The following is a 26,729-nucleotide window of genomic DNA, read 5'->3' on the forward strand; positions in this document are numbered from 1 at the left end:
TATACTGCGCGGCATTGCCAAAGGAGTGCCGCGTGGCTATCGATATTCAATGGATCCTCGACGACGCCAGCCTGGCGCGTCATTGCGCGGATTGGCAGCGTCTGCCGTTCGTTGCCCTCGACACCGAGTTCATGCGGGTCGACACCTTTTATCCGATCGCCGGCCTGCTGCAGGTGGGGGATGGCCAGCGCGCGTTTCTGGTCGATCCGCTGACTATCAGCGACTGGGCGCCCTTTGCCGCATTGCTGGAAGATCCGGCGGTGGTCAAGGTGCTACATGCCTGCAGCGAAGACCTCGAAGTCTTCTCGCGCCTGACCGGCAGCCTGCCAGCTCCGCTGTTCGACACCCAGTTGGCCGCCGGCTACCTCAACCTGGGCTTCTCCATGGGCTATTCGCGCCTGGTGCAGGAAGTCCTCGGCATCGAACTGCCCAAGGGCGAGACCCGCTCCGACTGGCTGCAGCGCCCGTTGTCACCGACCCAAATCAGCTACGCCGCCGAAGATGCCCTGCACCTGGCCGAGGTGTACCAACGCCTGCAACCCAAGCTGGGTGCGGACAAGCACGCCTGGGTGCTGGAAGACGGCGCCGAACTGGTCGCCAACCTGCGCCGCGAAACCGATCCGGACGAACTGTACCGCGACGCCAAGCTGGCCTGGAAGCTCTCGCGCCAGCAACTGGCGGTGATGCGCGCGCTGTGCGCCTGGCGTGAGCGTCAGGCCCGGGCACGCAATCAGCCGCGTAACCGCATCATCCGTGAGCACTCGTTGTGGCCGCTGGCGAAGACCCAGCCGGACAACCTGGTGGCCCTGGCCCGCATCGAAGAGATGCACCCGAAAACCGTGCGCCAGGATGGCGAAACCCTGCTGGCGCTGATCAAGGATGCCGGCTCATTGCCGCCGGAGCGGTGGCCTGAATCGCTGCCGCTGCCCTTGCCGCTGGAGTCCACCGCGTTGCTCAAGCAGTTGCGTGCGGTCGGTCAGCGCGAGGCCGAACGTTTGCAGATCGCCCCGGAGCTGATGCTGCGCAAGAAATCCCTCGAAGCCCTGCTCAAAAGCGGTTATCCGGACGGCCCTTATCAACTGCCGGACAACCTGCGTGGCTGGCGTCGTGAATTGATGGGCGAGGCCTTGCTGGCCGCCCTGGAAAACTGACATGAAGAAAATCTGTTCGATCTACCGCAGTCCCCGCAAGAACGAGATGTACCTCTACGTGCTCAAGAGCGATGAGCTCAAGCGCGTACCCGAGGCGCTGCTGGCCGCTTTTGGCGCGCCGCAGCTGGCTTTCAGCCTGGTCCTGACCCCGGAGAAGCCACTGGCCCGCGAGGACATCCACAAGGTGCTGGAGAACCTCGAGAACCAGGGTTATCACCTGCAGATGCCGCCGCCGGAAGATGACTACATCGAGCACCTGCCGGAAGAACTGCTGCGTCGTAACGACCCGGTCTGATGCGCGTCCTGCTCGCCGAACAGGCTCACGCCCGCTACGCCGACCTGCTGCGGGCCGCGCGGCCGGACTTGCAGCTGATTGCGGCGGCTGATTCGTGTGAGCTGCTCGACGTAGCGGGGCAGTGCCCGGTCTGGCTGGGCCAGCCGGATCTGCTGATGCCCCTGCTGCGTGCCGGGTTCAAGCCGGCCTGGTTGCAGTCCACCTGGGCCGGCATCACGCCGCTCCTTGGTGCTGGTCTGCCGCAGGACTACCCGTTGACTCGCGCGGTCGGCATCTTTGGCCAGGTCATGGCCGAATACGTGCTCACCTACCTGCTGGCGCATCGTCGGCAATTGCTGGCGCGCCTGGCCTGCCAGGTCGAACAGCACTGGGATGGCACGCCATCGGCAAGCCTGCGCGGCACCAAGGTGTTGATCGTCGGTGCCGGCGATATCGGCCAGCAGGTGGCGCAGCTGCTCGCCCCGTTTGGCATCGAGTTGCGCGGCATCGCCCGTGAGCCGAGAGCCATCGCGCCTTTCGCCGAGGTGCGTGGCATGAGCGATCTGGGCGAACTGGCCGGCTGGGCCGATTGCCTGGTCAACCTGCTGCCAGATACCCCGGCGACCCGAGATATCTACGACGCCGCGCTGTTCGCCCGGATGCAGCCACATGCGCTGCTGATCAACGCCGGGCGCGGCGTGGCGGTGGTCGACGCGGATCTGGTGGCGGCGCTGAACCGGGGGCAACTGGCGGGCGCGGTGATCGACGTGTGCCGCCAGGAGCCGCTGCCACCAGGGCATCCGTTTTGGGACGCACCGCACCTGCTACTGACCGGGCACAGCTCGGCGCCGACCGACCCGGCAGCGATGGCGGAGTTGTTCCTCGACAACCTGCAGCGTTACCAGCAGGGCCAGGCGCTGCGCGGGCAGGTGGACTTCGCCCGCGGCTACTAACCACCAGTCGCCAATGCTTGGCCGCTACCGGCCTTGGGGCTAGACTGCCGGCCTTTTCCGCGTCGCAATCTAAAATCCGAGTCATGGCCGCCAAAGTCGAACCCTTCTGGAAACGCAAAACCCTCGCCCAGCTCGATCAGGACGAGTGGGAGTCGCTGTGCGACGGCTGCGGCCTGTGCTGCCTGCAGAAACTCGAAGACGAGGATGACGGCAGCGTCTATTACACGCGCATTGCCTGCAAACTGCTGGACCTCAAGACCTGCCAGTGCAGCGACTACAGCAACCGCCGCGCCCAGGTGCCAGACTGCATCCAGCTCACCCCAGCGCAGGCCGATCAGTTCCAGTGGCTCCCGCCAACCTGCGGCTACCGCCTGGTCAGCGAAGGCAAGGACCTGCCGCTCTGGCACCACTTGGTGTGTGGTGATCGTGATGCGGTGCACCACGAGCGTATTTCCCAGTCCGGACGCATGCTGAGCGAAAACAGCGTGGCCGAAGATGACTGGGAGGATTACCTGATTTTTCGCGCAGGTTGAGCTTTCTGGCCGAGTTCCGGTCATACCTGGACATCCGTTTTTGCATGGAGCCCCCGATGCCTTTGCCACTCAAGAAGCTGCTCACCTCGATTGCCCTGCTGAGCCTCTGTGCCCCGGCCTGGGCGGCCAAGAAGGTCGACCTGGACTACTTGGTGCGTTTTCTCCCCGAGAGCGATCAGGCCGAAGTCAGCCTGACCCTGGAAAAGGCCGATGGCGTGCGCAGCCTGACCTTCGATCTGGGTGACAAGGGCTATTTCAGCGACTTCAAGGCCGATGGCAGCTGGCAACAGGACGGTGAAGAGAAGGGCTCCTGGCTACCCGGCAAGGGCAAGTCGACCCTGACCTACCGCGTACGCATCAGCCATCCGCGCAAATCCGGCAGCTTTGACGCCCGCATGACCCCGGACTGGGCGCTGTTTCGCGGCGATGACCTGGTACCCAGTGCGCGTATGGTCAAGGACGATGATGTCGAGCTGGTCTCGCGTCTGCAGTTCGACCTGCCCAAGGGCTGGAAGGGCGTTGAAACCGGTTGGCCGCGCATTGGCGAGAACCGCTTCCGTATCGACAATCCGTCGCGCAAGTTCGACCGCCCGACCGGCTGGATGCTCGCCGGCAAGATCGGCAGCCGTCGCGCCAAACTGGGCGATACCGACGTGACCGTGGCCGCGCCCGTCGGCGAGGGCCTGCGTCGAATGGACATTCTGACCCTGCTGACCTTCATCTGGCCCGAGGCCCAGGCGGTATTCCCGCGTGATCCGGCCAAACTGCTGATCGTCGGCGCCGGCGACCCGATGTGGCGCGGCGGCCTTTCGGCACCGAACTCGCTGTTCATGCAAAGCGAGCGGCCGTTGGTCAGCGAGAACGGCACCAGTTCCCTGGTGCACGAGCTGGTGCATGTGTTCAGCCGGATCAAGGACACCAACAAGAGCGACTGGATCAGCGAAGGCATAGCCGAGTACTACGCCATCGAGCTGATGCGCCGCTCCGGTGGCATGAGCGAGGACCGCTACCAGACGATCCGCAAGAAGCTCAGCAGTTGGGGCAAGTCGGTGCCGAGCCTGCGCACCGAGGAATCCACCGGGCCGGTCACTGCGCGCGCGGTAATCCTGCTGCAGGACCTGGATCGCGAGATCCGCAAGACCACCAACAACCAGCACTCCCTGGATGACGTCACCCGTGGCCTGATGCGCATGGACAAGGTCAGCACCAAGGACTTCATCGAAGTCAGCGAGAACGTCATGGGCCGCGCCTCGGAAGTGCTCGACAGCGACCTGCTGAAGCTCGACTAGAACTGCGGCCCTGAGCGGGTGTTGTTGCCTTTGGCCAGGCGGTCGTAGAGCACTACGTTGACCGTCGCGGCCAGGTTCATGCAGCCATTGGTGGGGATGTAGACCACTTCCTCGCCGCACCAGTCGCGGATTTCCTTGTCCAGCGAGCCGTCTTCCGGGCCGAAGATGTACAGCGCCCGGTCCGGATGGGTGTAGCTGGGCAGCGACCGCGCGCCTTCCACCAGCTCCACCGCCACCGGCGTACAGCCCAGCGGCACGATGCGGCGCAGATCATCGATATTGATCAGCGGAATGTCCTGATGGACCTTCTTGGTGTCGGTGATGAAGTCCTTGGCGCGGTCATAGCGGGTGCCGGTGTAGAACACCGAACTGACGCCATAGCAGCCGGCGGCCCGCATGATCGAGCCGACATTCTCCGGTGACTTGGGGTTGAACAGGCCGATGCAGCTATATCGTTTGTTGGCCACGGTAACGCTCGCGCAAAAAGACGGCGATTATACGGCCGCACCCGGCGCAGTGCCTGCCATTAGTCCTTTTTCAGCAGGCTGGCCAGGTCACCGAAAGCCTTGTAGGTGGACTTGGCCGCTTGCGGGCTGGCGGTAGAGCCTTCGGCGAAGTACTGCTGGTCGGTGTAGCGCGAGTGTTCGTTGTCGTGGCAGAACAGGCACAGCAACTCCCAGTTGGAGCCGTCCTGCGGGTTGTTGCCATGGTTGTGGTCGCGGTGGTGCACGGTCAGCTCGCTCAGGCGCTTGCCGCTGAACTCGCGGGCGCAACGGCCGCATACGTGCGGGTACATCTTCAGGGCTTTCTGCCGGTAGTCCTCCTCGGCCTTGGCGGAGAGGAAACGGCTGTTGGTGCTGGTGCTCATGGCTGGACCTGTGGTCGGGTGGCGAACGCGATGGTTCCGATGCTGCCAGAATAAAGCCAAAGCCCACGTAACTGGAGCCCGCCATGCGTAATTTCCCTGTGTTCGCACTGTTGCTGGGCCTGTTGTCGACAGGCAGCTTATCGGCGGCCGAGCTGCTGCGTGTTCCGGTGGCGCCGGCCAGCGGCTCGCCCGGCACCGCCACGCCGCAGCCTTATGGGCAGCCGCAGGTACGCCCGTTGGGCAGTGGTAACCGTCCGCCGCTGTTGAACAACCCGGCCCAGCCCCGGCCGATGAATACACCGGCCCCATTGCCGAAAGACCAGCCGCTGCCGCAGCTGGAAGAGCAGCGGCGCAATATTCAACACCCGGCGGAGAACCTGAAGTCACCCTCGCCGGATCGCTGAAAACTCGCGCCGGTCGCATCCGTTCAGGGTTGTCACGCAACTGCCATTTAATCTTCATTCCCCGGTCATTCGACTGCGGCAACGTGCCTGGCCACTACAACAGCCATCAGGAGTTGCCATGTCCCTTCTCAAACCCTTGTCGTTCGCCATTCTGGCCGCGACCCTCGCCGGTTGCGCCGCGCCGATGCAAGTCGCCAAGCCGGTAGCGCCGAACAACGAGGATTGGTACCAGGTTCGCACCGAGACCCAGGTGTTGGTGTTCGACGACTATCAGGTGTTCAAGGACTACCTGGCCACCGGCACGGCGCCGGTGATGCGTACCCTGGAAGAGAAGGCGGCCACTGGCCAGGAGCAGATTCTGGTCCTGCGCGCCGAGGACGAGGGCAAGGCGCTGGACAAGATTTCCGCCTACCGCTTCCTCAAGGTGGCCCAGCCACCGGCTTCGCCCTTTTATGGCGAAGTGCGCCAGGACGGCGCCATCTACGTGTTCAAGCGCTACGGCGACATGGTCGAGATGATCAAGCTGGGCGAGCCGATCTTCCGCTACACCGACATCGGCGGCGGCCCGGACGGCAAGACGGTGATCTACGGCCTGCAGAAGGAAGAAGGGCGCCCGGAAGCGACCATTCAGCAGTTCAAGAAGAACCACATGCTGTAAGCGCTCGCGCTTTAAAAACGCCCGCTCGGACTTGTCTGCGCGGGCGTTGTTCTTTCCGCTGCCTTACAGGCTGGATTAGGCCGTCAACTCTTTCAGAGCTTTCGACAGATCGGGGTAGGCGAACTGGTAGCCGCTATCCAGCAGTTTGCGTGGCACCACTCGCTGGCCGCTGAGTAGGATTTCATCGGCCATTTCTCCCACAAGTAAACGCAGCAGTTTTGCCGGAACAGGCAGGCTTATTGGCAGGCAGGCTAACTGCTTACCCAGAGCATGACTGAATGTCGCTTGTTGCACTGGCTCGGGGGCCGTGACATTGAAGGCGCCAGTCAGATCCGGTCGGGTAAGCAGGAACGCGCAGGTGTCCAGTACATCCTGCAGGTGAATCCACGGCATCCACTGGCGGCCGTTGCCCAGTCGGGTGGCCAGGCCCAAGTCGAAAGAACTCCTCAGCTCCTGCAGTGGGCCTCCGTTCCTGCCCAGCACTATGCCAATACGCAGCAGGCAGACACGCACTCCTTGTGTCTCAAAGTTCAGCGCGGCGTGCTCCCACTGCTGGCAGAGTTGATGAGAGAAGCAGTCTACGGGTGCTGCCTGCTCATTCAGTCGTTGATCGTGCTGGTGGCCGTAAAAGCCCACCGCCGAGGCGTTCAGCAGCACCTCGGGCTTTTGTTGCAGGCGTTCGACCAGGCGAAGCAGGGCATCGGTTACCTGCAGACGGCTACTCAGAAAGGTGGCTTTCCTCTGTGGGGTCCAGCGTCCGTGTGCCAACGGCTCTCCAGCCAAATTGATGATGCAGTCGATGCGCTCATGACTGGCAATCTGGTCGAGGTCACTCAGGTAACTGATGCGTCCGGCCAGTTGGCTGGACGCAGGGATTTTCCCACGGGTGAGGATCAATACTTCGTGACCAGCCTGGCTAAGCGCGATGCTTAGCGGGTGACCGATAAAACCGGTTCCTCCCGTCAGTAGAATTCTTAGCTGCTTTGAGCTGCTGTAGCGGAGGGCCTCGGGTGCGATGGCGGTAGTTCGGATCGGTTTGAGAAATAGCAGGGGTATGGCTATCGACAAGGCTGCGGCGGCATTCAGGTACGCATGGGCGTAGATGCCGAAAGAAGCGGATATGCCGCTATCCAGCACGCACCAGAGCAGCAGCGCGGCGAACAGGGTCGGTTTTATCACGCGATGGCCCTGCTCGCGGTAGAGGTACACCAGCACGCTGAACAGCAGCCCCCAACTGGCCACTGTAGGGCCGAACAGGCGCACCATCGTGGTCAGCAGGCTCTGGTATTCGGCGGCAGGCGGTGGGCTGATGCCGAAGCTGGCATACAGGTAGTTGAAGTAGGGCTCGGCGATTGCCAGTTGGGCGGTGAAGGCCAGCATGACGCCGAGCCCGACATGGCCGAGGCCTACCAGGAGCAGCCAGCGGTAGAGCAGATTTTGCATGGGGACGTCCTTTTCTTGCGAAGGGTCAGAGCTTGTTCAGCGCCTCACTCAGGGCGCCGGAGCACACGGCAATGCCCAGGCCCTGGGACAGGCATTCGAATTGGCGTCGATCATCGCCGCTACTGGCCAGGCAGTTGGGCATGGTGACCGTGGTTTTGACCTGGTCGAGCGCGCTCATCGCCTTCTGGTACTGACTTTGGCTGATCTTGCCTTGGCGCCGACGTTCGCGACCGATTTCCTGGAGATTGGGGATGTCCGAGGCCGTCCAGCGCAGTGCGTCGCTGCACATTTTCTGCGACGAGGGGGCTTGGCTGGCGCTTTGTTCGGTGCTTTCCGGGTTGGGGCTAGCTGCCTGGGGTTCGGCTTCGGGGGCGGCAACCGGGGCAGCTGGGGCGCTGCCAGGCGAGGTCGCGCGGATTTCAACGGCCTCGATCGGCTGCTCCGGCGTGGGCGGCATGTTGCCGTAGTGTTTCTGCCCGTTGGCGTCGACCCACGTATAGACCTGGGCCTGTGCGGCCAGGACCGAGCAACACAATGCAAGGGCAAGCAGGGATCTGAGCACGCGGTAAATCCTTTTGCAGATCAGGTGATGTGCCGACGAACCATAAGGCGGTGGCCAGGCGCTGCCAAGCCCCGCCTTGCTTTGAGCAGGTCTCAGACCAGGCCGAGTACCTTGAGCAGGAAGGCGTATTCCAGTGCTACATCCTTGAGCGCCTGGTAACGGCCGCTCATGCCGCCATGGCCGGCGCCGAGGTCGGTCTTGAGCAGCAGCAGGTTGCTGTCGGTACGGGTGGCGCGAAGCTTGGCCACCCATTTGGCGGCTTCCCAATACTGCACGCGACTGTCGTTGAAGCCGGCTACGGCGAGGATCGCCGGATAGGCCTGGGCGCTGACGTTCTCGTACGGCGCATAACCCTTGATGCGCTCGTAGACGTCGGGCTGGTTCGGGTCGCCCCATTCGTCGTACTCGGTGACGGTCAGTGGCAGGTCGGGGTTCTGCATGGTGTTGAGCACATCGACGAAGGGCACTTCGGCAATGGCAGCGGCGAACAGCGCGGGGCTCTGGTTGAGCACGGCGCCGATCAACAGGCCGCCGGCGCTGCCACCGCTGATGGCGAGTTGCTGGGGCGAGGTGTGGCCGGTGACGATCAGGTGTTCGGCGCAGGCGATGAAGTCGCCAAAGCTGTTGTGCTTGTGTTCCAGCTTGCCGGCGCGATACCAGGCCTCACCCAGTTCGCCGCCGCCGCGCACATGGGCGATGGCGAAGACGAAACCACGCTCCAGCAGGCTCAGGCGGGCGTGGGAAAACCAGGGGTCGAGGCTTTCGCCATAGGCACCGTAGCCATACAGGTAGAGCGGGGCGGGTGTGCTGGAAGCGAGCACGTCGCGGCGCGCCACCAGGCTAATCGGCACCTGGGTACCGTCACCTGCGGTGGCCCAGAGGCGGCGGCTTTCGTAAGCGTCGGCATCGAACGGGCCTTCTACCGGTGTCTGCTTGAGCACCTGCTGTGCGCCCGTGGCCAGCTCCAGCTGGCGTACCTGCGCCGGGCGATTGAGCGCCTCGTAGCGCAGGCGGATGGTGGCGCTGTGGAACTCCAGACTGTCCTGCACATACAGGCTGTAGGCCGCGTCCGGCAGTTGCACGGGATAGGCCGTACCGCCCTGGGGGTGTACTTCGATAACCGGCAGGCCGCCGACCCGCAGGCTGAGTATGAAGGCATCGCGGTTGAGGGTGACGCCTTCGAGCATGCGTTGCGGGTCGTGGGCGATCAGCGCCTGCCAGTGTGCGCGAGTCGGCACCTGCTCGCCCTTGACCGCGTACAGGGCGAAGTTGATGCCGCTCTGGTTGCTGCGGATCAGCCAGGCCCAAGTCCCGTCCAGCTGGCCGTGGTCGACGTAGTATTCGTGGTTTTCTTCGCGCGGCGCCAGGCAGGTGAAGGCGCCGTCGGGCTGCTCGGCGTCGAGGATCCAGGCTTCGCTGGTGGTCTTGCTGCCCAGCAGCAGGACCAGTTGGCGCTCGGAGCTGGAGCGGTAGCAACTGAGGAAGAAACGCCCGTCCTGTTCCTCGAAGACCAGCGTCGCGTGGTCTTCGCCCAAGCGGTGGCGGTGCAGCTGGTGCGGGCGGTGGGTGTCGTCGAGGGTGGTGAAGAACAGCGTAAGGCTGTCGTTGGCCCAGGTCAGGCTGCCGTCGCAATCGTCGAAGGGCAGGGTGCTGATGGCGCCGCTGTCCAAGTCCTTGACGAACAACTGGTAGATCTCGTCGCCGGAGGTGTCCAGGCTGTAGCCGAGCAGGCGGTGGTCCGGGCTGACGGTGAAGGCGCCCAGCGAGAAGAAGTCATCGCCGGCCAGCGCGTTGGGGTCGAGCAGCAACTGCTCGGCGCTTTCGTCCACGCTCAGGCTGCCATCGGCCGGGCGCGGGCAGCGGTAGTGGCGCGGGTATTCGTCGCCGGCGGTGGTGCGCTGGTAGTACAGCCACGGCCCCCAGGGGCTGGGCAGCGACAGGTCGGTCTCGCGGATACGGCCCTTGATCTCCTGGAACAGCGCCTCGCGCAGTTCGCTCTGCCCGGCCAGTTGCTCCTCGAGGTAGGCGTTTTCTGCTTTCAGGTGCTCCAGTACCTCGGTGGCATCGCGCTGCTCCAGCCAGTGGTAGGGGTCGGCGGCGGCTTCACGGCGAGCAATCGGGGCGTTGGGCATTGTTGAGTGATCTCGAAGGGGAACGGGGGAGGCGATAGCAGGGGCGCCGGGGCGCGGAAAAGCCGTTATGATAAGCGCCCATTTGCCGGCCTAGCCATGAACTCGCATGACTGAACAAGACTATCTGCTTGCCTGGGGCGTGTATGCCGTTTCCGCTCTCGGCTGCCTGCTGGTGTGGTGTCACATGACGAAGTGGATGTGGCGCTGGCTGCGCGAGCCGCTGCGTGTGCTGGTTGCCGTGCTGCTGCTGACGCCGACCATCGTCGACCCGGGTAAGGAGCTGTTCGCTCCTGCCATCGCCATCACCGCCCTGGATGTGCTGTTCAAGGTCGGCAACAACGCCTGGCGTGCGGTGGCTGACCTGGCCATTTATGGCCTGATCGCCTTTGCCATATGGCTGGCGTTCGCCGGCTTGCGCTGGCCGGTGGAGCGCTGGTGGAACGAACGCCGTGGCCCGCGGGGCCCGGCTGTCGAGGAAGACGAGCCGACCCTGCGCGAGATGATGGCCCGCGAGTCCCGCCCAGACGCCGATACCCGCATGGATGCCAATGGCGACCGGCGCCTGCGCATCGAGCCGCGCCTCTAGTTGCACGCCAGAGGCTGTGCGTTCAGCATGGCCGCTTGTGACAGGAGAGCCCATGAGCTGCGTGTTCTGTGCCATTGCCGACGGCCATCTGCCGGCGCATACGATCCATGAAGACGAACATTTCCTGGTGCTGCTGGATATCTTCCCGCTGCGCCCGGCGCATCTGTTGATCGTCGCGCGTGGCCATGCCCCGTTCCTGGCCGATCTGCCTAACCCGGCCCGCGATGCCTTGCTGGCGCTGGCGGCGCGCATGAGTCGCGTGCTGTACGCCAGCGATCCGGGTGTGCAGGGCATCAACCTGCTGCTCAACGATGGCCCGGTGGCCAACCAGCATGTGCCGCACCTGCATCTGCACCTGCTGCCCCGCCGGCGTGGCGACCTGATGGCGCTGTGCTGGCGTATCCTCACCCGTTTCCTGCCGCAGGCGCGCAGGCGTCTGGATGCACGCCTGGCGCGTGAAGCCGAGATGCTGCGTAGCGCCCTGCAACGAGAGTCCTGAACCATGTGTGAATTGCTCGGCATGAGCGCCAACGTCCCCACGGACATCGTTTTCAGTTTCACCGGGCTGATGCAGCGCGGTGGCGGCACCGGCCCGCACCGTGACGGCTGGGGCATCGCCTTCTATGAAGGGCGCGGTCTGCGCCTGTTCCAGGACCCCTCGGCCAGCGTCGACTCAGAGGTGGCGCGGCTGGTGCAGCGCTACCCGATCAAGAGCGAGACGGTGATCGGCCATATCCGCCAGGCCAATGTTGGCAAGGTCTGCCTGTCCAATACCCACCCGTTTGTGCGCGAGCTGTGGGGGCGCAACTGGTGCTTCGCCCACAACGGCCAGTTGGCCGACTTCGCGCCGCAGTTTTCCTTCTACCGCCCGGTGGGCGATACCGACAGCGAAGCGGCGTTCTGCGAGTTGCTCAACCGGGTGCGCACCGCTTTCCCCGAGCCGGTGGGGGTGCAGGTGCTGCTGCCGGTGCTGATTCGTGCCGCCCAGGAGTTTCGCCGCAAAGGCGTGTTCAACTGCCTGCTGAGCAACGGCGACTGGCTGTTCTGTTACTGCTCGACCAAGCTGGCGCAGATTACCCGCCGCGCGCCGTTTGGCCCGGCACGCTTGAAAGATGCCGATGTGATGGTGGATTTCCAGGCGGAAACCACCCCCAACGACGTGGTGACGGTGATCGCCACCGAACCGTTGACCGACAACGAGTCCTGGAACCTGCTGCGACCAGGTGAATGGAGCCTGTGGCGCCGCGGTGAATGCATCGCCCACGGACAGACAGGGGAATAGCACGATGTTCAGAAGTTATCTGCGCCTGGCCATGTTTGCGCTGGGCCTGTTGATTGGCGTACAGGTGCCGGGTTTCATCGACGACTACAGCAAGCGCGTGACGGCCCATCGCGATGAGTCGGAACAGAGCCTGCTGGGCTTTCGCCAGACCGCCCGGCAGTTCTTCGCCGGCGACCTCAATGCCCTGGTCGCCCACTATCGCGCCAGCACTGATGACGTGATGCGCAGCGACGCCGACAGCATCGCCCACCTGGTCGAGCGCAACAGCCTGATGGAGGCCGAATGGCTGGCCATGCAAGGGCCCTGGTATGCGCAGGTCTGGCACCTGGCGAGCGACGCGGACCAGGCCTTGTTGCAGGAAACCTACGACGCCTACAGCTACCAGATTCTCCTCGCCCCGCAGGCCATCGCCTGGGGCATTGGCTGTGCGCTGCTGCTGGCCTGGCTGGTGGAACTGGTCTTCGTCGGCCTGGGCTGGACCCTGGGTTATGGCCGTAAGCACAAGACCATTGCCTACGAGAAACGCCACTGGCGCTGATCGGGCGGCACTGCCTATTGGCCATTCACGCGTGAGCGAAATAATGGCGGCAGGCCGCTATTCGTCACAGGCAAACCTGCAAAGTAGAGCGGATTGACTAGGCTGAGTCAGATCGCCGTGTCCTCTTGTCGACCGGCGTATGACTTCCGGGCCTGGCCGCGCTAACGACAATCGCGTGGCTCTGGCCTCAACCCGCTTTTCTTCCCAGGGAGAAGCGTCATGCGTGTTTGTCACCGCTACACAATCCTGTTGGCCGCGTTGGCTCTGGCCAGTTGTTCGGATGAAAAGGATCCAGCCCAGGCGCAGGCCTCGCCCACGGCCTCTGTGGCGACTGCTCCAGCCACGGCTGCTGCGCCAGACCCAGCACCTGCCTCCGCCCCTACGGCCGCTAGCGAAGCCGTATTCAAACCGGAGGAACTGGACCAGATGTTGGCGCCGCTGGCCTTGTATCCGGATTCGCTGCTGGCCCAGGTATTGATGGCGACCACCTACCCGGGCGATGTGGCCGACGCCGCGAGCTGGTCCATGGAGCATCCGGACAGCAGTGGCGACGCGGCCGTACGCCAGGTGGCAGATCAGCCCTGGGACCCGAGCGTGCAGTCGCTGGTGGCCTTCCCAGCGGCATTGGCGACTCTTGGACAAGACCCTGCCTGGGTGCAGAAAGTAGGCGATGCCTTCCTCGCCCAGCCCGACGCCGTGATGGATTCGGTTCAGCGCCTGCGTCGTCAGGCCAAGGACTCTGGTCATCTCGAATCCAACGAGCAGCAGCGCGTGACAGAGCAGCCCGCCGAGCCCGCACCTGCTCCGGCCGGGACGACCGTGGTGCAGCAGCCCGCACCGCAGACCATCATCATCGAGCCGACCCAGCCGCAGGTCGTCTATGTGCCCAGCTACAACCCGAGCGTGGTTTACGGCACCTGGGCCTACCCGTCCTATCCACCGGCGTACTACCCGCCGCCACCCGGCTACGCCTTCGGCAACGCGCTGGCTACCGGCCTGGGCTTCGCAGCGGGTGTGGCGATCGTTGATTCGCTGTGGGGCGATTGCGACTGGGGGCATGGCGATGTCGATATCGACGTCAACCGTTACAACAACCTCAACGTCAACCGGCAGCTCAACGCCAACCAGAACAACTGGAAGCACAACTCGGTCCACCGCGACGGTGTGCCTTACCGGGACCGGGCCAGTCGCCAGCAATACAACCAGCGCCTGCCTGGCAGCGAGCAGCGCGATGCGTTCCGTGGCCGCGATGTGCAGCGCAGTGACGAGCGCGCGCGGGCTCGTGAGTCCCTGCAGCAACGTGGCATCGAGGCGCCGGCGCTCAACAACAGCCAGGCCCGTGAGCGCGCCCAGGCGGCGACCCGCGAGCTCGGCCAGAACCCGCAGGCCCGCGAGCGGTTGCAGGGGGCGACGCATGATGTCAATCGAGATCAGGCCCGTGATCGAGCGCAGGCGGCAACCCGTGATCTCAACCGCGATTCGCAGGTACGCCAGCGCGCCCAGGCCTCGACCCGTGCTGCCCAGGCCCGCCCACGTGCATCAAGCAATCCGCAGGTCCGCCAACAGGTGCGTCAGCAGCACGCCAGCACCCCGCGTACGCGTGACAATGCTTTTGCTGGTGCCCGCAACCCTTCGCAGTCGCGCGCGCAAATCAATCGCGGCCAAGCCAGCCAGATTGCAGCCAGCCGACCCCAAGCGGCGCGCAGTGGCGGCCATACCGTGCAACGTGCTTCCCGAGGCGGCGCCCGCCGGCGCTGACAGGAGAACCCTCATGATGGCTGGATTGCGTGTTATCCCGATGCTGTTGCTGCTGGCGCTGAGTCAGCTTGTCCAGGCGCAGCAGGCTTATCCCACCGCGGAGGCCGCCGCCGAGGCGCTGGTGGCCGCGCTGGGTACTGAAAAGGCAGATGACGAGCGCCTCAACGCCCTGCTGGGCGCGGACTGGCAAACCTATATCCCGACCGATGACGTCGAACGTGTGGATGTCGATGCCTTCCTGGCTCTCTATCGCGAGAAACATGCGATAGAGACTGCGGCTACCGGACATGCGGCCCTGGTGGTCGGCAATACGCCCTGGACCTTCCCCCTACCACTGGTCAAGGGCAAGGAGGGCTGGGTATTCGATACCAAGGCGGGTGGCGAGGAAGTTCGGGTGCGGCGCATTGGCCGCAACGAGCTGGCTGCTGTGCAGGCGGCGCTGGCTTATCACGATGCGCAGATGGATTACGCCGAGGTCGATCGCGATGGCGACGGCGTACTCGAGTACGCGCAGCAGTTCATCAGCAGCGACGGCCAGTACGATGGGCTGTACTGGGCAGAAGAGCCAGGTCTCGAGGAAAGCCCGCTGGGCCCGCTGTTTGGTGACGACCTGCCCGACGGGACCTGGCATGGCTATCACTACCGCATCCTCACGGCCCAGGGACCTTCCGCGCCTGGCGGTGCTTACGACTACAAACTCGGTGACAACATGAGCCGTGGTTTTGCCCTGATCGCCTGGCCGGCCAGTTATGACGACAGTGGCGTGATGAGTTTCATGGTCAGCCATGACGGCCAGGTATTCGAAAAGGACCTGGGACCGGACAGCGCCAAACTCGCTGAGCAAATGACCCGCTTCGATCCGGACAGCAGTTGGCACGAGGTGGACGCGGGAGCCGAGGGCGACACGCCAGCAACGCCTTGAATGCAAGGTGCCGGCAACGCCGCAAACGAAAACGCCGCTGCTCCTTCCGGAGCAGCGGCGTTTTGCTGTGTAGGGTCGAGCGCTGCTCGCTCCCACGGCTGGTCCTACTTGGTGAGGAAGCGCATGCCTTCTTCCAATCCGCGCAGGGTCAACGGGTGCATCTGGTCGTTGATCAGCTCGCGCACGATGTTGGTCGACGAGGTGTAGCTCCAGGCGTCCTTGGGGTAGGGGTTGATCCAGATGAGTTTCTTGTACTTGTCCATGAAGCGCTTCATCCACACGTAGCCGGCTTCCTCGTTCCAGTGTTCGACACTGCCGCCGGCCTGGGTGATTTCGTAGGGCGCCATGGCGGCATCGCCGACGAAGATCACTTTGTAGTCGGCGCCGTACTTGTGCAGCAGGTCGAGGGTGGAGAAGCGTTCGCTGGTGCGGCGCAGGTTGTTCTTCCACACCGATTCGTAGACGAAGTTGTGGAAGTAGAAGTACTCGAGGTGCTTGAACTCGGTCTTGCACGCCGAGAACAGCTCTTCGCAGACCTTGATGTGCGCGTCCATCGAGCCGCCGATATCGAACAGCAGCAGCAACTTCACCGTGTTGCGCCGTTCCGGGCGCATCTGGATGTTGAGTAGGCCGCCGTCTTTGGCGGTGTGGTCGATGGTGCCGCCGAGGTCGAACTCGTCCGCCGCGCCTTCACGGGCGAACTTGCGCAGGCGGCGCAGGGCGACCTTGATGTTGCGCGTGCCCAGTTCGACCTGGTCGTCGAGGTTCTTGTACTCGCGCTGGTCCCAGACCTTGACCGCCTTGCCCTGGCGCTTGCCGGCGTCGCCGACACGCACGCCTTCCGGGTTGTAGCCGCCGGAACCGAACGGGCTGGTGCCGCCGGTGCCGATCCACTTGTTGCCGCCGGCGTGGCGTTCCTTCTGCTCTTCGAGACGCTTCTTGAACTCCTCGATCAGCTTGTCCAGGCCGCCGAGGGACTGGATCTGCGCACGTTCTTCGTCGGTCAGGTGCTTCTCGAATTCCTTGCGCAGCCAGTCTTCGGGAATCATCGCCTCGAGGAAGTCGTCGAGCTTCTCCAGGCCCTTGAAGTAGGCGGCGAAGGCGCGGTCGAACTTGTCGAAGTGGCGCTCGTCCTTGACCATCACCGTACGGGCGAGGAAATAGAACTCGTCCATGTCGGCGAAGATCACGTGCTGTTTCAGCGCATTGATCAGGTCGAGCAGCTCGCGCACCGAGACCGGCACCTTGGCTGCACGCATTTCATTGAACAGGTTGAGCAGCATGGCTGCGGACCTCTAGGAATACTCGGACAGTCCCCTCTCCCTTTGGGAGAGGGTTAGGGTGAGGGGTGCAGGCAGCTCGCAGTTGCTGGGTGCAGCCCTCACCCCCGGCCCCTCTCCCAGGAGGAGAGGGGAGAAAAGCCTCAGCGGCCCGCGCGGCGGCTCATGAAGGCCAGGCGCTCGAGCAACTGCACATCCTGCTCGTTCTTCACCAGGGCGCCGGCCAGTGGCGGGATGGCCTTGGTCGGATCACGCTCGCGCAGCACGGCTTCGCCGATGTTGTCGGCCATCAGCAGCTTGAGCCAGTCGACCAGTTCGCTGGTGGAGGGCTTCTTCTTCAGGCCCGGGACCTTGCGCACGTCGAAGAACACGTCCAACGCCTCGGCCACCAGCGAGTTGCTGATGTTCGGGTAGTGCACGTCGACGATCTTCTGCAGGGTGCTGCGGTCGGGGAAGGCGATGTAGTGGAAGAAGCAGCGGCGCAGGAAGGCGTCCGGCAGTTCCTTCTCGTTGTTCGAGGTAATGATGATGATCGGGCGCTGCTTGGCCTTGATCGTCTCGTTGGTCTCGTAAACGTAGAACTCCATCTTGTCGAGTTCTTGCAGCAGGTCGTTGGGGAACTCGATGTCGGCCTTGTCGATCTCGTCGATCAGCAGGATGACGCGCTCTTCGGACTCGAAGGCCTCCCACAGCTTGCCTTTCTTGATGTAGTTGCGCACGTCGTGGACCTTGTCCGAGTCCAGCTGCGAGTCACGCAGGCGGCTGACCGCGTCGTACTCGTACAGGCCCTGGTGGGCCTTGGTGGTGGACTTGATGTGCCAGGTGATCAGCTTGGCGCCGAAGGACTCGGCCAGTTGCTCGGCGAGCATGGTCTTGCCGGTACCCGGCTCGCCCTTGACCAGCAGGGGACGCTGCAGGGTGATGGCGGCGTTGACCGCGAGCTTCAGGTCGTCGGTGGCGACGTAGGACTGGGTGCCTTCGAACTTCATCGTGTAATCCTCGAACGGTAACGCTCCGGTACTGCGTGCCCGGCGCTGTAGAGACGCAAAAACCGACTATACCGCGCGCTCTGCCAGGCTGTGAACGCAGACGGGGCATTCAGTCACTGAATGACGGGTCACGGGGCGATGGATGGCGTTCTAGGCGTGCGCAGCGGCTTATTGCGCCGGAGGGGTGTTCTCGAATCGGGTGTTGAAGGCCTGGATAAACGCATTGCGCAGGATCGAGAGAAACGCTTGCAGGCCGCTGACATCCTGCTGGTGGACGCTGCCACTGAGCTCGACGCGCGTGGCGAACTGGTCCTTGCCCTGATTCTTCAGAGCGGTTTCGCCACCGCCGACCAGCGCTTCCCAGATCGAGCGGAAGAAGCCCTTGTTGTCGTTCTCCACGTCCTGCTGCCAGTTGAACACGTCGACATCACGCAGCAGCGGCTTGATATAGCCGCTGAGCTGGCCGTTTTCCGCGTTGGCCTCGATCACCACGTCGCCGTGGCCGGCATTGAAGTCGAACTTGCCATAGGCGGCGGAGAAGTCGTTGAGCTGGCGCAGTTCGATGCCGGTGGCGCGCAGGCGGAACTCGAAGTCCTCGAAGTTCTGGTACGGGTCGAAGGATGCGGTGGCTTCCAGCGGTGCGTGGCCGAGCAACTGCGCGCGGCCCTCGAAGCGCGCCACGCGCTCCCCGGCGGCATCGGCCACATTGGTCAGGTTGTAGAGGCTGGCATTGACCTGCGTGGCCTCTATATCTACCGGCGGGGTGGAGTTGAAGTTGTGGAAGCCGAGACGCCCGTCGACCACCCGCAGTTCGTTGAGGGTGATTGGCAGCAGCTTGTTCAACTGCTCGCGCCAGTCCACCCCAGCACCGCTTTGCGAGCTGTCGGCGCTGGCGCCACCGTCGACGAAGTTGACCTGCGGGCGCTCGAAGATGACCCGCGCGACGATGCCGTGTTCGTTCCACAGCGAACTCCAGCTCACCGCCAAGTCGATGGAGGGTGCGTCCAGCAGGGGCACGGGTACCTGCCCGTCGGCTTTGACAATCTGCAGACCGTTGATCCGGTAAGCGCCGCGCCACCAGGCGAGGTCGACATCGATAATGTGCCCGCGGTACTCGCCCATGTCGGCGAGGGCGTCATTCAGGTAGTTGCGGATCACATAGGGGAGGGCGATATGCAACGCCAGCAGAAGCAGGACGAGGCTGAGCAGGGTCCCTAGCGGCAAGCTGTAGCGGCGTTTCATCGGGGCGTCCGTTTTGTGCACGTGTGCATGATGGACTGCCGGGTGGTCTGCAGAGTTCGACTTGTCTGCGGCTGGACGATCCGGGCCTTGCGGCATAGGCTGACGGGCTCGTGTATCGACAAGGACACCACGCCATGAGCCGCATCTACGCAGACAACGCGCAATCCATCGGCAACACGCCGCTGGTGCAGATCAACCGCCTGGGCCCCAAGGGCGTGACCATCCTGGCCAAGACCGAAGGGCGCAACCCGGGCTACTCGGTCAAATGCCGGATCGGCGCCAACATGATCTGGGATGCCGAGGCGCGCGGCGTGCTCAAACCGGGCATGACCCTGGTCGAGCCGACCTCCGGTAACACCGGCATCGGCCTGGCCTTTGTCGCTGCCGCGCGTGGCTACAAGCTGATTCTGACCATGCCGGCGTCGATGAGCCTGGAGCGGCGCAAGGTGCTCAAGGCACTGGGTGCCGAACTGGTGCTGACCGAGCCAGCCAAGGGCATGAAGGGCGCCATTGAGAAGGCCAACGAGATTGCCAGTGCCGATCCGGCCAAGTACTTCCAGCCGCAGCAGTTCGACAACCCGGCCAACCCGGCGATCCACGAGAAAACCACCGGCCCGGAAATCTGGAACGACACCGACGGTGCGGTGGACGTGCTGGTTGCGGGCGTCGGCACCGGGGGCACCATCACCGGTATTTCGCGCTACATCAAGAACACCCGGCACAAGCCGATCTTGTCGGTGGCGGTTGAGCCCATCGGTTCGCCGGTGATCAGCCAAACCATGGCCGGCGACGAGGTCAAGCCCAGCCCGCACAAGATCCAGGGCATCGGCGCCGGCTTCGTGCCGAACAACCTCGACCTGTCCATCGTCGACCGCGTCGAGCTGGTCAGCGACGACGAAGCCAAGGCCATGGCCCTGCGGCTGATGCAGGAGGAGGGCATTCTCTGCGGGATTTCCTGCGGCGCGGCGATGGCGGCGGCGGTGCGCATGGCCGAGAAACCGGAGATGCAGGGCAAGACCATCGTGGTGATCCTGCCGGACTCCGGCGAGCGCTACCTGTCGAGCATGTTGTTCAGTGACCTGTTCACCGAGAGCGAGCTGCAGCAATAGAAGGGTTTTAGCCGTAGCCCGGACTTCAGTCCGGGGAGATGCCCCCGGACTGAAGTCCGGGCTACGAATGCACGAAAGCCGCCTGAGGGCGGCTTTTTCCCGGGCTCAGGCCTTGGCCGGGGCGGGTGCCGGGCTGCTCGGGCGTACTACCAGCCACAGCGCCACGCCGATCAACAGGCAACCCGGCAGGTAGGCCCAACTCAGTGGCTCATCCAGCAGCAGCGCGCCCCACAGTACGCCGAAGGGTGGAATCAGGAAGGTGGTGGTGGAGGCCTTGATCGGGCCGATATCGGTCAGCAGGCGGAAGTACAGGACATAGGCGTAGGCCGTGCAGACCAGGCCCAGGGCGACCAGCGACAGCCACACCTCAGTACCGCCCCAGTTAGTTGGCATCTTCCAGGCCAGGCTGCCGGCCAGCAGTGGCAGCTGGAACAGGCTGGCGCCAACCAGGCTGGCAAAAGCGACCAGGCGGTTATCCAGCCCCAGCGGGCCGATCCAGCTACGTGTCAGGAAGCCGGCGAAGCCATAGCAGATGGTCGCCACCAGGCAGGCTGCGGCGCCCAGCAGCAGCGGCAGGTCAAAGGCCACCGGGCCGGTGCGGGTCAACACCGCCACGCCAAACAGGCCGATGGCGACACCGGCGGCCTTGCTCGGAGTCATGGACTCACTGAAGAACAGCGCGCCGATCAGCACCCCCATCAAGGGCGTGGTGGCGTTGAAAATGGAGGAGTAGCCGGCCGGCAGCACCACGGCGGCCAGGCAGTACATCACCGAGGGCAGACCGGCGTTGATCATGCCGAGCACCAGGCAGGCCTTGAACTTGCCGCGAAAGTCCCACATCGGGCGCAGCACCAGAAGAATGGCCAGCAGGCCGAGGGCACCGAGGCTGGCGCGGAAGAAGGCGGTAGGCAGGCTGCCCAGCACCGGTACGACGATGCGCATGAACAGGAAGCTGGCGCCCCAGATGGCGGCGAGTAGCAGCAGGCGTAGCAGGTCGGCGGGTTTCATAGGGCAGCACGGCAGTAAACAGGGCGTCAGATTACGCTACCCGCCGGGTGACGCAATCCGCAGCTGACTTTCAAATCGACCATACAGTTGGCTGTGACAGGACTGCCGCGCCGGGCCTGAACACAGCGTGGTGTTGGCGCGCGGCAGAGCGGGGTGAGCTCCACTGAGGCTCACCCGCCTGACGCGTGGCAAACCGTTAGAACGTCTTGCTGACGCTGGCGATCGCACCGGCAGAGCAGAGGTCGTCATAACCGCTGAAGCTGGCGCACTCGGCATCCGACAGGTCGGTGTCAACGTAGCTCAGGCTCCAGCTGGCGCCGAACAGCTCGCGGGTCAGCTTGACCTCCCAGTCGTTGTAATCCTGGCTGGCCTTGGTGTAGTCGGCATTGAAGAACACGTCGTCCTTCTGGTCGACGTTCTCATAGCGCAGCTCCAGGCCGAACTCCAGCGGCAGCTCGGTGCGGTAGCCGACGTAGCTGGTGAACTGGGTTTCATCGGAGCCGGCCGAGTGCTTGCCGCCGATGAAGAAGCTGTAGGCGTTCAGGGTCAGGTAGATGTCGGCGCCATTGAACTGGCTTTCACCCGGGTAGGTGAACTTGTTGTAGTAACCGTCCAGGCTGACGTCATCGGTGATCTGCCAGTAGTAGCCGGCGTAGTAATCGACTTCCTGGCGGGTACCGTAGTCGTCGTCGTTTTCCCAGTCGTAGCCGTATTCGACGTTGCTGGTCCAGGCGCCGAGGTAGGCGCCACTGACATGGCTGAGCATCACGTTGAGCTGGGCGGCGGGGTCGCCCAGGGTCTGTGAGATACCGTTGGTGCGGAAATCGCTGGTCAGTGCGGGGGTGATGATCAGGGAAAACTGGTCGTTCAGTTCGATGGCGCTGGCCTGCAGGCTGCAGGTCAGGGCGGCGATGGCCAGGGCGAGGCGTTGAGGTGTGCGCATGGAAGAGCCTTAGTTGTGGTTGTTGTTCGGCAGTGATGCAGGCACAGCCGGCCGCTGCGCCCAGGGAACAGGCGCAGACAGGCAGGCGGCGGGTTGTTGTTATTGTGCTTGGGCGACGTCAGGGGTAGCGGAGGCCTGGTACACCGGCTTGCCAGCGAAGTAGGTCTGCAGCACCTGGGTGTCGAACAGCTCGGCGTCGTTGACCGTAAACACGTCGCGGTCGAGGACGATCAGGTCGGCCTGTTTGCCGGGCGCCAGCGAGCCGATTTGCTGCTCCAGGCGCAGGGCCTTGGCGGCGTTGATGGTGTAGGCCAGAAACATGCTCTCGCGGTCGATGCTCTCGGTGCTGTTGAGCACGCCGAGCGGGCCTTCGCGGGTGCTGGCCTGGGCGATTGCATTCCACGGGTTGGGGCTCGATACCGGCCAGTCGCTGCCACCGGCAATCACCGCGCCGGCCTTGTGCAGGGATTGCGCGGGGTACATGTAGCGGTAGGCGGATGCATTGATGTACGGCTTGACCAGCTCCTCGGTGTAGGACTCGGCAGTGGCCCAGAGCAGCTGCATGTCGGCAATCACGCCGAGCTGCTTGAAGCGCGGGAAGTCCTGCGGGTCGATCAGCTGGATATGGCCGATGCTGTGCGCCATCGGTTTCGGGTTGAGCGTGCGGGCATACTCAAAGCCATTCAGTGCTTCCCGCACGGCGCGGTCGCCAACTGCATGCACATGCATGATCCAGTTGCGCTGTTCCGCTGCAGCAACCAGCTTGCCGAAGTTCGCCGGGTCGATCAGCAGTTCGCCTTTCTTCTGGCTGTTCTTGTACGGCTCCAGCACGGCGGCGCTTTGCCCGGGGAATTCGAGGATGCCGTCGGCAAAGATCTTCAGGCCGGGGAAGGTCAGGTTGGGCACGCCCTTGAACTGCTGCATGACCTTGGCCTGGGCCTCCAGGTCGGCCGGCTTGCTTTGCGGGTAGGCGATCAGCAGGGCGGCGACGTGGACATTCAGCTCACCCAGCTCCGCCAGCTTGCGGTAGAGCGGTAGTACGCCGACGCTCTGCTCGGTCGGACGCAGCTCGAACACCGAATCTTCGCTGCCGGCGTTGGAGGCGGCGTCCATCCAGGCGGTGATGCCGACCTGGTTGTTGATCTTCACCGCCTGGCGGGTGGCTTCCAGCATGGTTTCTTCGCTGACTTCCGGCAGCTGGCTGCGCACGCGGTCCCAGCCGTTTTCGGCAAGGTAGCCGGTGGGGGTGAAATCGGCCTCATGGCCAATGTAGTTGCGCTCTTTCTCCGGCAGGCTCTTGACCAGCGTGGCGTCGATCTTCAGGCGCTTGAGCATGGCGTTGTTGGCCCAGCCGGTATGCCCGTCGATGCCATTAAGCACCAGCGGCTGCGCGGCCCAGCGGCCCTGATTGAACAGCTGACCGAGCTCGCGGCTCTTCTCCCAGTACGCCGAGCTGACCCCGGCAATGCTGATCACATCGGCGCGGCGCGCACGCCCGGCCTTGTCTTCGGCCAGGATCCACTGCTCCAGCTCGGGCAGCGGTTTGACTTCATCCAGCAGGGTGGAGCCCATGCTGTCGAGGGCGCCCATGATCGGGTGGCTGTGTGCGTCGATCATCCCCGGCATGAGCACCTTGCCGGCCAGGTCGACCACCTGGGTGGAGGTGTCGGCGAGTGCCTTGATCTCGGCATTGCTACCGACCTTGAGGATCTTGCCGTCTTCGACCGCTACCGCCTGCTGCAACGCTTGGCCGGTTTCGGCGGTGAACACCTTGCCATTGATCAGCACCAGATCGGCGGCGGCCATGGCTTCCATTGAGGAAAAAGCGATTGCTGTTGCCAACAGGTTCGGGATGAACTTTTTCATTATGAGCCCCTTGTTTTTATTGATCTGGGGGCGAGACTAGCGATTGTGCTGAGCTGGCAGAACGGTCACGCTGCGCAAAACCCTTTTGCCTGATTGGAAAGATTGCAATGGACAAGCTCGGTGCCCTGAACATGTTTGTCGCCACGGCTGAGCACGGCAGTTTCAGTCGTGCGGCCGAGCAGTTGGGCAAGACGCCCTCAGCACTGACCAAGGCAGTCAGCCATCTTGAAGCCGAACTCGGCTCGCGCCTGTTCGAGCGCAGCACCCGGCGCACGGTGCTCACCGAGGCCGGCAAGCTCTACCTGGAAACCGCGCGCCAGGTGTTGCAGCGCCTGCATGAGGTGAGCGAGGAAATCGGCCAGTTGCAGCATGGCCTGCACGGCAACCTGCGCATCACCGCGCCGCTGGCTTACGGGCGTGCCTTTCTCGATGAAGTGTGTGCCGGCTTTCTGGCCCACTACCCGCAGATCAAGTTGCGCGTGGATTTGAACGACTCGTTCGTCGATCTGGTGGAAAGCGGCTATGACCTGGCTCTGCGCGAAGGCCGCAGCGATATGCCGGGGCTGATCGCCCGGGTGGTGGGGCAGAACCGCATTGCCCTGTGCGTCAGCCCGGCTTACCTGGCGCGGCAGCCGCTGCCGCTGGGCCCGGAGACGATCAACGAGCACGACTGGTTGATGTACCAGCACCCGGCATTGGATCGCGGCATCTGGTGGGTGGAGCGCGATGGCCAGCGCATCGGTTTGCCGCATCCGCGCGTGCCGCGCCTGGAGAGCGATAACTATGACCTGCTGCTGGCCGCGGCCCTGGCTGGCGGCGGGGTGCTGCACACGCCGTTGTGGAGCGCTGCGCCGTACCTGGCAGATGGCCGGCTGGTGCAGGTGATGGCCGACTACCAGATCGACCCGGATGCCTTCGGCCCGCACATTCTCGCGGTGTACCCCAGCTACCGCCGTGCCACGGGCAAGGTGGTGGCATTCATCGACTACCTCCAGGCCTTCCTGCGCGATAACCGTATTGCCTGACGCGCGCTGGGCGATTGGGTCAATGGCGCCGAGCGCTTGGGTCATTGAGACGCGGCGGAGGGCTGCCTAACCTGACGGGGTCGCCAGAGAGGGAGTTGCGCCCTGTCGTTCAGCACGGCAGCAACGGATGGCTGAGGCCAGTGCCGTTAAGGACCCGCCCAAGGCGTTGAGGCCGCGATGCACCATCGAAAGCCTGGCTCCCCACAACAATGCACGACGTACTTTCAAGCTGCAGCTCTACGCCCCCATAACAAGAACGAGAGCCCCGCATGACCGAACAACTGCCGTTGCAACGTTTCCACCACTGGGTTGCCCAGTGCCCCGACCGCGTCTGGCTGCGCCAACCCGTGTCCGGAGCCTGGCATGACTTCACCTGGCAGCAAGTCGACGACCAGGCACGGCGCCTGGCCACGGCACTGCAGAGCCTGGGCTGCGCGCCGGGCGATCGCGTGGCATTGCTGGCGAAGAATTGTGCGGAATGGTTGATCAGCGACCTGGCGATCATGATGGCCGGGCTGGTCAGCGTGCCGCTCTATCCGTTGCAGTCGGCGGAGAGCATCGCCTATGTGCTGGAACATGCGGCCTGCAAGGCGATCATCCTCGGCAAGCTGGATGAGCCGGCCAAGCTCGAGGCCGGCATCGGTCCGCAGGTGCTGCGCATCGCCATGCCGTATCCGACCCTGCGTGCGGATTACCAGTGGCACGAATTGCAGGCCCACACACCGCTGCAGTCGCCGCACGTGCAGCAGGCGGATGAACTGCTGAGCATCCTCTATACCTCCGGCACTACCGGCCAGCCCAAGGGCGTGATGCTCTCCGCCCAGGCAATGGCTTGCGCCGCCGCCAGCTCGTGCGCGGAGTTGCGCATCGGTGAGGCGGACCAGTTCTTTTCCTTCCTGCCGCTATCCCATGCCGCCGAGCGCTTCCTGGTGGAGATGAACAGCCTGTACAGCGGCGCCCAGGTGGCCTTTGTCGAGTCGCTGGAGACCTTCGCCAGCGATCTGCAGCACATCCGCCCGACGGTGTTCTTCTCCGTGCCGCGGCTGTGGACGCGCTTCCAGCAGGGCGTGCTGGAGCGCTTGCCGCAACGCAAACTCGACCTGTTGCTGCGTATTCCGCTGTTGGGCGGGCTGCTGGCGCGCAAGATCAAGCGCGGCCTGGGGCTGGATCGGGCACGTATTCTGGTCTCCGGCGCGGCGGCGATTTCGCCGGGGCTGCTGGAGTGGTATCGACGCCTTGGCCTGGTGATCTGCGAGGGCTACGGCATGACCGAAAACTTTGCCTACGGCACCTTCAATCGGCCAGGGCAGGTGCGCTTCGGCAGCGTTGGCCGGCCGATGCCGAGCCTGGAGCTGCGCATCGCCGACAACGGCGAAGTGCTGTTCCGTGGCCCGACCCTGATGCAGGGCTATTACCGCGAGCCGGAGCTCACCACTCAGGCCCTGGCCGATGGCTGGCTGCACACCGGCGACAAGGGCGAGGTGGATGGCGACGGTTACCTGCGCATCACCGGGCGGGTCAAGGACATCTTCAAGACCAGCAAGGGCAAGTACGTGGCGCCGGCGCCGATCGAGGGCGAGATCGCCAAGAACACTTGGGTCGAGCAGGTCTGCCTGATGGGCAGCAACCTCGACCAGCCGTTGGCGCTGATCGAACTGTCTCCGGCCGCCCGCGCCCAGCCCCGCGAGCGAATCGCTGCGGACCTGCAGGCCAGCCTGGCTCAGCTCAATGGCGAGTTGCAGGCGCATGAACGACTGAGCCATCTGGTGCTGGTGCGCGAGGCCTGGACGGTGGACAACGGCTGCATGACGCCGACCATGAAGATCCGTCGCAATGTCCTGGAAAGCCGCTATGCCGAATTGATCGGCACCTTGCCAGCCGGTCAGTCGCTGCACTGGGAAGATTGAAATAGCA

27 protein-coding genes are annotated in these 26,729 nt (G+C 63.9%); 16 read left to right on the forward strand and 11 right to left on the reverse strand.

All coding sequences use genetic code 11. The features are described from left to right. The first annotated feature begins 32 nt into the window (after positions 1–32). From rnd to H3H51_RS08750, 5 genes are all read left to right on the forward strand, one after another. Positions 33–1,151, forward strand: a complete 1,119-nt coding sequence (gene rnd, locus H3H51_RS08730; RefSeq protein WP_183088649.1) for a ribonuclease D — start codon at positions 33–35, stop codon at positions 1,149–1,151. Between the two features lies 1 nt (position 1,152). Then, positions 1,153–1,446: a YcgL domain-containing protein gene (locus tag H3H51_RS08735; RefSeq protein WP_183088650.1), complete on the forward strand. Its 294-nt coding sequence runs from the start codon at positions 1,153–1,155 to the stop codon at positions 1,444–1,446. Then, on the forward strand, positions 1,446–2,378 hold the full coding sequence (locus tag H3H51_RS08740; RefSeq protein ID WP_183088651.1) for a D-2-hydroxyacid dehydrogenase: 933 nt from the start codon (positions 1,446–1,448) through the stop codon (positions 2,376–2,378). The genes H3H51_RS08735 and H3H51_RS08740 overlap by 1 nt, the downstream gene beginning before the upstream one ends. A gap of 83 nt (positions 2,379–2,461) precedes the next feature. Continuing rightward, complete coding sequence (locus tag H3H51_RS08745) at positions 2,462–2,911, forward strand: YcgN family cysteine cluster protein (protein WP_183088652.1); 450 nt, start codon at positions 2,462–2,464, stop codon at positions 2,909–2,911. Positions 2,912–2,967: 56 nt separating this feature from the next. Then, positions 2,968–4,200, forward strand: a complete 1,233-nt coding sequence (locus H3H51_RS08750) for a hypothetical protein (RefSeq protein WP_183088653.1) — start codon at positions 2,968–2,970, stop codon at positions 4,198–4,200. Here the strand turns inward: H3H51_RS08750 and H3H51_RS08755 are convergent. Together H3H51_RS08755 and H3H51_RS08760 are read right to left on the reverse strand one after the other, a co-directional pair. Then, the gene (locus H3H51_RS08755; protein WP_183088654.1) at positions 4,197–4,667 is read right to left on the reverse strand and encodes an RNA methyltransferase; all 471 of its coding nucleotides are present in this window, start codon (positions 4,665–4,667) and stop codon (positions 4,197–4,199) included. The genes H3H51_RS08750 and H3H51_RS08755 overlap by 4 nt on opposite strands. A gap of 59 nt (positions 4,668–4,726) precedes the next feature. Further along, entirely contained in the window at positions 4,727–5,068 is a 342-nt protein-coding gene (locus H3H51_RS08760) for a YajD family HNH nuclease (RefSeq protein WP_183088655.1), read from the reverse strand. Between the two features lie 83 nt (positions 5,069–5,151). Here H3H51_RS08760 and H3H51_RS08765 point away from each other — a divergent pair, with 83 nt between their 5' ends. Together H3H51_RS08765 and H3H51_RS08770 are read left to right on the forward strand one after the other, a co-directional pair. Beyond that, the gene (locus tag H3H51_RS08765; RefSeq protein WP_183088656.1) at positions 5,152–5,472 is read left to right on the forward strand and encodes a hypothetical protein; all 321 of its coding nucleotides are present in this window, start codon (positions 5,152–5,154) and stop codon (positions 5,470–5,472) included. A 118-nt stretch (positions 5,473–5,590) separates the two neighbouring features. Next, positions 5,591–6,130: a hypothetical protein gene (locus H3H51_RS08770; protein WP_183088657.1), complete on the forward strand. Its 540-nt coding sequence runs from the start codon at positions 5,591–5,593 to the stop codon at positions 6,128–6,130. A gap of 75 nt (positions 6,131–6,205) precedes the next feature. Here H3H51_RS08770 and H3H51_RS08775 read toward each other — a convergent pair whose 3' ends face one another. From H3H51_RS08775 to H3H51_RS08785, 3 genes are all read right to left on the reverse strand, one after another. Continuing rightward, on the reverse strand, positions 6,206–7,573 hold the full coding sequence (locus tag H3H51_RS08775) for a TIGR01777 family oxidoreductase (protein ID WP_220790899.1): 1,368 nt from the start codon (positions 7,571–7,573) through the stop codon (positions 6,206–6,208). A 25-nt stretch (positions 7,574–7,598) separates the two neighbouring features. Continuing rightward, on the reverse strand, positions 7,599–8,135 hold the full coding sequence (locus H3H51_RS08780) for a DUF4124 domain-containing protein (RefSeq protein ID WP_183088658.1): 537 nt from the start codon (positions 8,133–8,135) through the stop codon (positions 7,599–7,601). A 92-nt stretch (positions 8,136–8,227) separates the two neighbouring features. Next, on the reverse strand, positions 8,228–10,267 hold the full coding sequence (locus tag H3H51_RS08785; protein WP_183088659.1) for a S9 family peptidase: 2,040 nt from the start codon (positions 10,265–10,267) through the stop codon (positions 8,228–8,230). Between the two features lie 106 nt (positions 10,268–10,373). On the opposite strand from H3H51_RS08785, the gene H3H51_RS08790 reads away from it, so the two are divergent. The 6 genes from H3H51_RS08790 to H3H51_RS08815 all read left to right on the forward strand — a co-directional run bounded on the left by H3H51_RS08790 (position 10,374) and on the right by H3H51_RS08815 (position 15,353). Next, the gene (locus tag H3H51_RS08790; RefSeq protein ID WP_183088660.1) at positions 10,374–10,853 is read left to right on the forward strand and encodes an MFS transporter; all 480 of its coding nucleotides are present in this window, start codon (positions 10,374–10,376) and stop codon (positions 10,851–10,853) included. A 52-nt stretch (positions 10,854–10,905) separates the two neighbouring features. Then, a complete protein-coding gene (locus H3H51_RS08795) occupies positions 10,906–11,352 on the forward strand; it encodes an HIT family protein (RefSeq protein ID WP_183088661.1) in 447 nt (148 codons plus the stop codon). A gap of 3 nt (positions 11,353–11,355) precedes the next feature. Beyond that, complete coding sequence (locus H3H51_RS08800; protein ID WP_183088662.1) at positions 11,356–12,135, forward strand: class II glutamine amidotransferase; 780 nt, start codon at positions 11,356–11,358, stop codon at positions 12,133–12,135. 4 nt (positions 12,136–12,139) lie between these two features. Further along, the gene (locus H3H51_RS08805; protein WP_183088663.1) at positions 12,140–12,673 is read left to right on the forward strand and encodes a DUF2937 family protein; all 534 of its coding nucleotides are present in this window, start codon (positions 12,140–12,142) and stop codon (positions 12,671–12,673) included. 426 nt (positions 12,674–13,099) lie between these two features. Beyond that, positions 13,100–14,431, forward strand: a complete 1,332-nt coding sequence (locus H3H51_RS08810) for a DUF3300 domain-containing protein (protein ID WP_235981317.1) — start codon at positions 13,100–13,102, stop codon at positions 14,429–14,431. Between the two features lie 13 nt (positions 14,432–14,444). Further along, the gene (locus tag H3H51_RS08815) at positions 14,445–15,353 is read left to right on the forward strand and encodes a DUF2950 domain-containing protein (RefSeq protein ID WP_407926474.1); all 909 of its coding nucleotides are present in this window, start codon (positions 14,445–14,447) and stop codon (positions 15,351–15,353) included. Between the two features lie 104 nt (positions 15,354–15,457). Here H3H51_RS08815 and H3H51_RS08820 read toward each other — a convergent pair whose 3' ends face one another. The 3 genes from H3H51_RS08820 to H3H51_RS08830 all read right to left on the reverse strand — a co-directional run bounded on the left by H3H51_RS08820 (position 15,458) and on the right by H3H51_RS08830 (position 18,864). Then, positions 15,458–16,636 (reverse strand): vWA domain-containing protein, encoded by a 1,179-nt coding sequence (locus H3H51_RS08820; RefSeq protein ID WP_183088665.1) that lies wholly within the window; start codon positions 16,634–16,636, stop codon positions 15,458–15,460. Positions 16,637–16,776: 140 nt separating this feature from the next. Further along, positions 16,777–17,622: an AAA family ATPase gene (locus H3H51_RS08825; RefSeq protein ID WP_183088666.1), complete on the reverse strand. Its 846-nt coding sequence runs from the start codon at positions 17,620–17,622 to the stop codon at positions 16,777–16,779. 168 nt (positions 17,623–17,790) lie between these two features. Then, positions 17,791–18,864: a DUF748 domain-containing protein gene (locus H3H51_RS08830; protein ID WP_183088667.1), complete on the reverse strand. Its 1,074-nt coding sequence runs from the start codon at positions 18,862–18,864 to the stop codon at positions 17,791–17,793. 134 nt (positions 18,865–18,998) lie between these two features. On the opposite strand from H3H51_RS08830, the gene cysK reads away from it, so the two are divergent. After that, positions 18,999–19,973: a cysteine synthase A gene (gene cysK / locus H3H51_RS08835; protein WP_183088668.1), complete on the forward strand. Its 975-nt coding sequence runs from the start codon at positions 18,999–19,001 to the stop codon at positions 19,971–19,973. Between the two features lie 105 nt (positions 19,974–20,078). Here cysK and H3H51_RS08840 read toward each other — a convergent pair whose 3' ends face one another. The 3 genes from H3H51_RS08840 to H3H51_RS08850 all read right to left on the reverse strand — a co-directional run bounded on the left by H3H51_RS08840 (position 20,079) and on the right by H3H51_RS08850 (position 23,790). Then, the gene (locus H3H51_RS08840) at positions 20,079–20,981 is read right to left on the reverse strand and encodes a DMT family transporter (protein ID WP_183088669.1); all 903 of its coding nucleotides are present in this window, start codon (positions 20,979–20,981) and stop codon (positions 20,079–20,081) included. Between the two features lie 196 nt (positions 20,982–21,177). Beyond that, the gene (locus H3H51_RS08845) at positions 21,178–21,924 is read right to left on the reverse strand and encodes a TorF family putative porin (RefSeq protein ID WP_183088670.1); all 747 of its coding nucleotides are present in this window, start codon (positions 21,922–21,924) and stop codon (positions 21,178–21,180) included. Positions 21,925–22,023: 99 nt separating this feature from the next. Beyond that, positions 22,024–23,790 carry an amidohydrolase gene (locus H3H51_RS08850; RefSeq protein WP_183088671.1) on the reverse strand — a complete coding sequence of 589 codons (1,767 nt, stop codon included), beginning with the start codon at positions 23,788–23,790 and terminating at the stop codon, positions 22,024–22,026. 107 nt (positions 23,791–23,897) lie between these two features. Between H3H51_RS08850 and H3H51_RS08855 the strand changes: the two genes are divergently transcribed. Both H3H51_RS08855 and H3H51_RS08860 read left to right on the forward strand, forming a co-directional pair. Then, entirely contained in the window at positions 23,898–24,815 is a 918-nt protein-coding gene (locus tag H3H51_RS08855) for a LysR family transcriptional regulator (RefSeq protein WP_183088672.1), read from the forward strand. A 269-nt stretch (positions 24,816–25,084) separates the two neighbouring features. After that, positions 25,085–26,722, forward strand: coding sequence for an AMP-binding protein (locus H3H51_RS08860; RefSeq protein ID WP_183088673.1), 1,638 nt, complete (start codon positions 25,085–25,087; stop codon positions 26,720–26,722). Positions 26,723–26,729: the final 7 nt, after the last annotated feature.

Origin of the sequence: Aquipseudomonas ullengensis (assembly GCF_014174475.1) — a bacterium.
Lineage (GTDB): Bacteria > Pseudomonadota > Gammaproteobacteria > Pseudomonadales > Pseudomonadaceae > Aquipseudomonas > Aquipseudomonas ullengensis.

What these genes read in the sequence shown, in the direction of transcription:
- H3H51_RS08840 (WP_183088669.1), bottom strand. Translation starts at nt 20,981, where the DNA reads ATGAAACCCGCCGACCTGCTACGCCTGCTGCTACTCGCCGCCATCTGG.
- H3H51_RS08785 (WP_183088659.1), bottom strand. Translation starts at nt 10,267, where the DNA reads ATGCCCAACGCCCCGATTGCTCGCCGTGAAGCCGCCGCCGACCCCTAC.
- H3H51_RS08790 (WP_183088660.1), top strand. Translation starts at nt 10,374, where the DNA reads ATGACTGAACAAGACTATCTGCTTGCCTGGGGCGTGTATGCCGTTTCC.
- H3H51_RS08845 (WP_183088670.1), bottom strand. Translation starts at nt 21,924, where the DNA reads ATGCGCACACCTCAACGCCTCGCCCTGGCCATCGCCGCCCTGACCTGC.
- H3H51_RS08825 (WP_183088666.1), bottom strand. Translation starts at nt 17,622, where the DNA reads ATGAAGTTCGAAGGCACCCAGTCCTACGTCGCCACCGACGACCTGAAG.
- H3H51_RS08860 (WP_183088673.1), top strand. Translation starts at nt 25,085, where the DNA reads ATGACCGAACAACTGCCGTTGCAACGTTTCCACCACTGGGTTGCCCAG.
- H3H51_RS08795 (WP_183088661.1), top strand. Translation starts at nt 10,906, where the DNA reads ATGAGCTGCGTGTTCTGTGCCATTGCCGACGGCCATCTGCCGGCGCAT.
- H3H51_RS08775 (WP_220790899.1), bottom strand. Translation starts at nt 7,573, where the DNA reads ATGCAAAATCTGCTCTACCGCTGGCTGCTCCTGGTAGGCCTCGGCCAT.
- H3H51_RS08745 (WP_183088652.1), top strand. Translation starts at nt 2,462, where the DNA reads ATGGCCGCCAAAGTCGAACCCTTCTGGAAACGCAAAACCCTCGCCCAG.
- H3H51_RS08815 (WP_407926474.1), top strand. Translation starts at nt 14,445, where the DNA reads ATGATGGCTGGATTGCGTGTTATCCCGATGCTGTTGCTGCTGGCGCTG.
- H3H51_RS08760 (WP_183088655.1), bottom strand. Translation starts at nt 5,068, where the DNA reads ATGAGCACCAGCACCAACAGCCGTTTCCTCTCCGCCAAGGCCGAGGAG.
- H3H51_RS08805 (WP_183088663.1), top strand. Translation starts at nt 12,140, where the DNA reads ATGTTCAGAAGTTATCTGCGCCTGGCCATGTTTGCGCTGGGCCTGTTG.
- cysK (WP_183088668.1), top strand. Translation starts at nt 18,999, where the DNA reads ATGAGCCGCATCTACGCAGACAACGCGCAATCCATCGGCAACACGCCG.
- H3H51_RS08810 (WP_235981317.1), top strand. Translation starts at nt 13,100, where the DNA reads ATGTTGGCGCCGCTGGCCTTGTATCCGGATTCGCTGCTGGCCCAGGTA.
- H3H51_RS08830 (WP_183088667.1), bottom strand. Translation starts at nt 18,864, where the DNA reads ATGAAACGCCGCTACAGCTTGCCGCTAGGGACCCTGCTCAGCCTCGTC.
- H3H51_RS08735 (WP_183088650.1), top strand. Translation starts at nt 1,153, where the DNA reads ATGAAGAAAATCTGTTCGATCTACCGCAGTCCCCGCAAGAACGAGATG.
- H3H51_RS08740 (WP_183088651.1), top strand. Translation starts at nt 1,446, where the DNA reads ATGCGCGTCCTGCTCGCCGAACAGGCTCACGCCCGCTACGCCGACCTG.
- H3H51_RS08800 (WP_183088662.1), top strand. Translation starts at nt 11,356, where the DNA reads ATGTGTGAATTGCTCGGCATGAGCGCCAACGTCCCCACGGACATCGTT.
- H3H51_RS08855 (WP_183088672.1), top strand. Translation starts at nt 23,898, where the DNA reads ATGGACAAGCTCGGTGCCCTGAACATGTTTGTCGCCACGGCTGAGCAC.
- H3H51_RS08750 (WP_183088653.1), top strand. Translation starts at nt 2,968, where the DNA reads ATGCCTTTGCCACTCAAGAAGCTGCTCACCTCGATTGCCCTGCTGAGC.
- H3H51_RS08765 (WP_183088656.1), top strand. Translation starts at nt 5,152, where the DNA reads ATGCGTAATTTCCCTGTGTTCGCACTGTTGCTGGGCCTGTTGTCGACA.
- H3H51_RS08770 (WP_183088657.1), top strand. Translation starts at nt 5,591, where the DNA reads ATGTCCCTTCTCAAACCCTTGTCGTTCGCCATTCTGGCCGCGACCCTC.
- H3H51_RS08850 (WP_183088671.1), bottom strand. Translation starts at nt 23,790, where the DNA reads ATGAAAAAGTTCATCCCGAACCTGTTGGCAACAGCAATCGCTTTTTCC.
- H3H51_RS08820 (WP_183088665.1), bottom strand. Translation starts at nt 16,636, where the DNA reads ATGCTGCTCAACCTGTTCAATGAAATGCGTGCAGCCAAGGTGCCGGTC.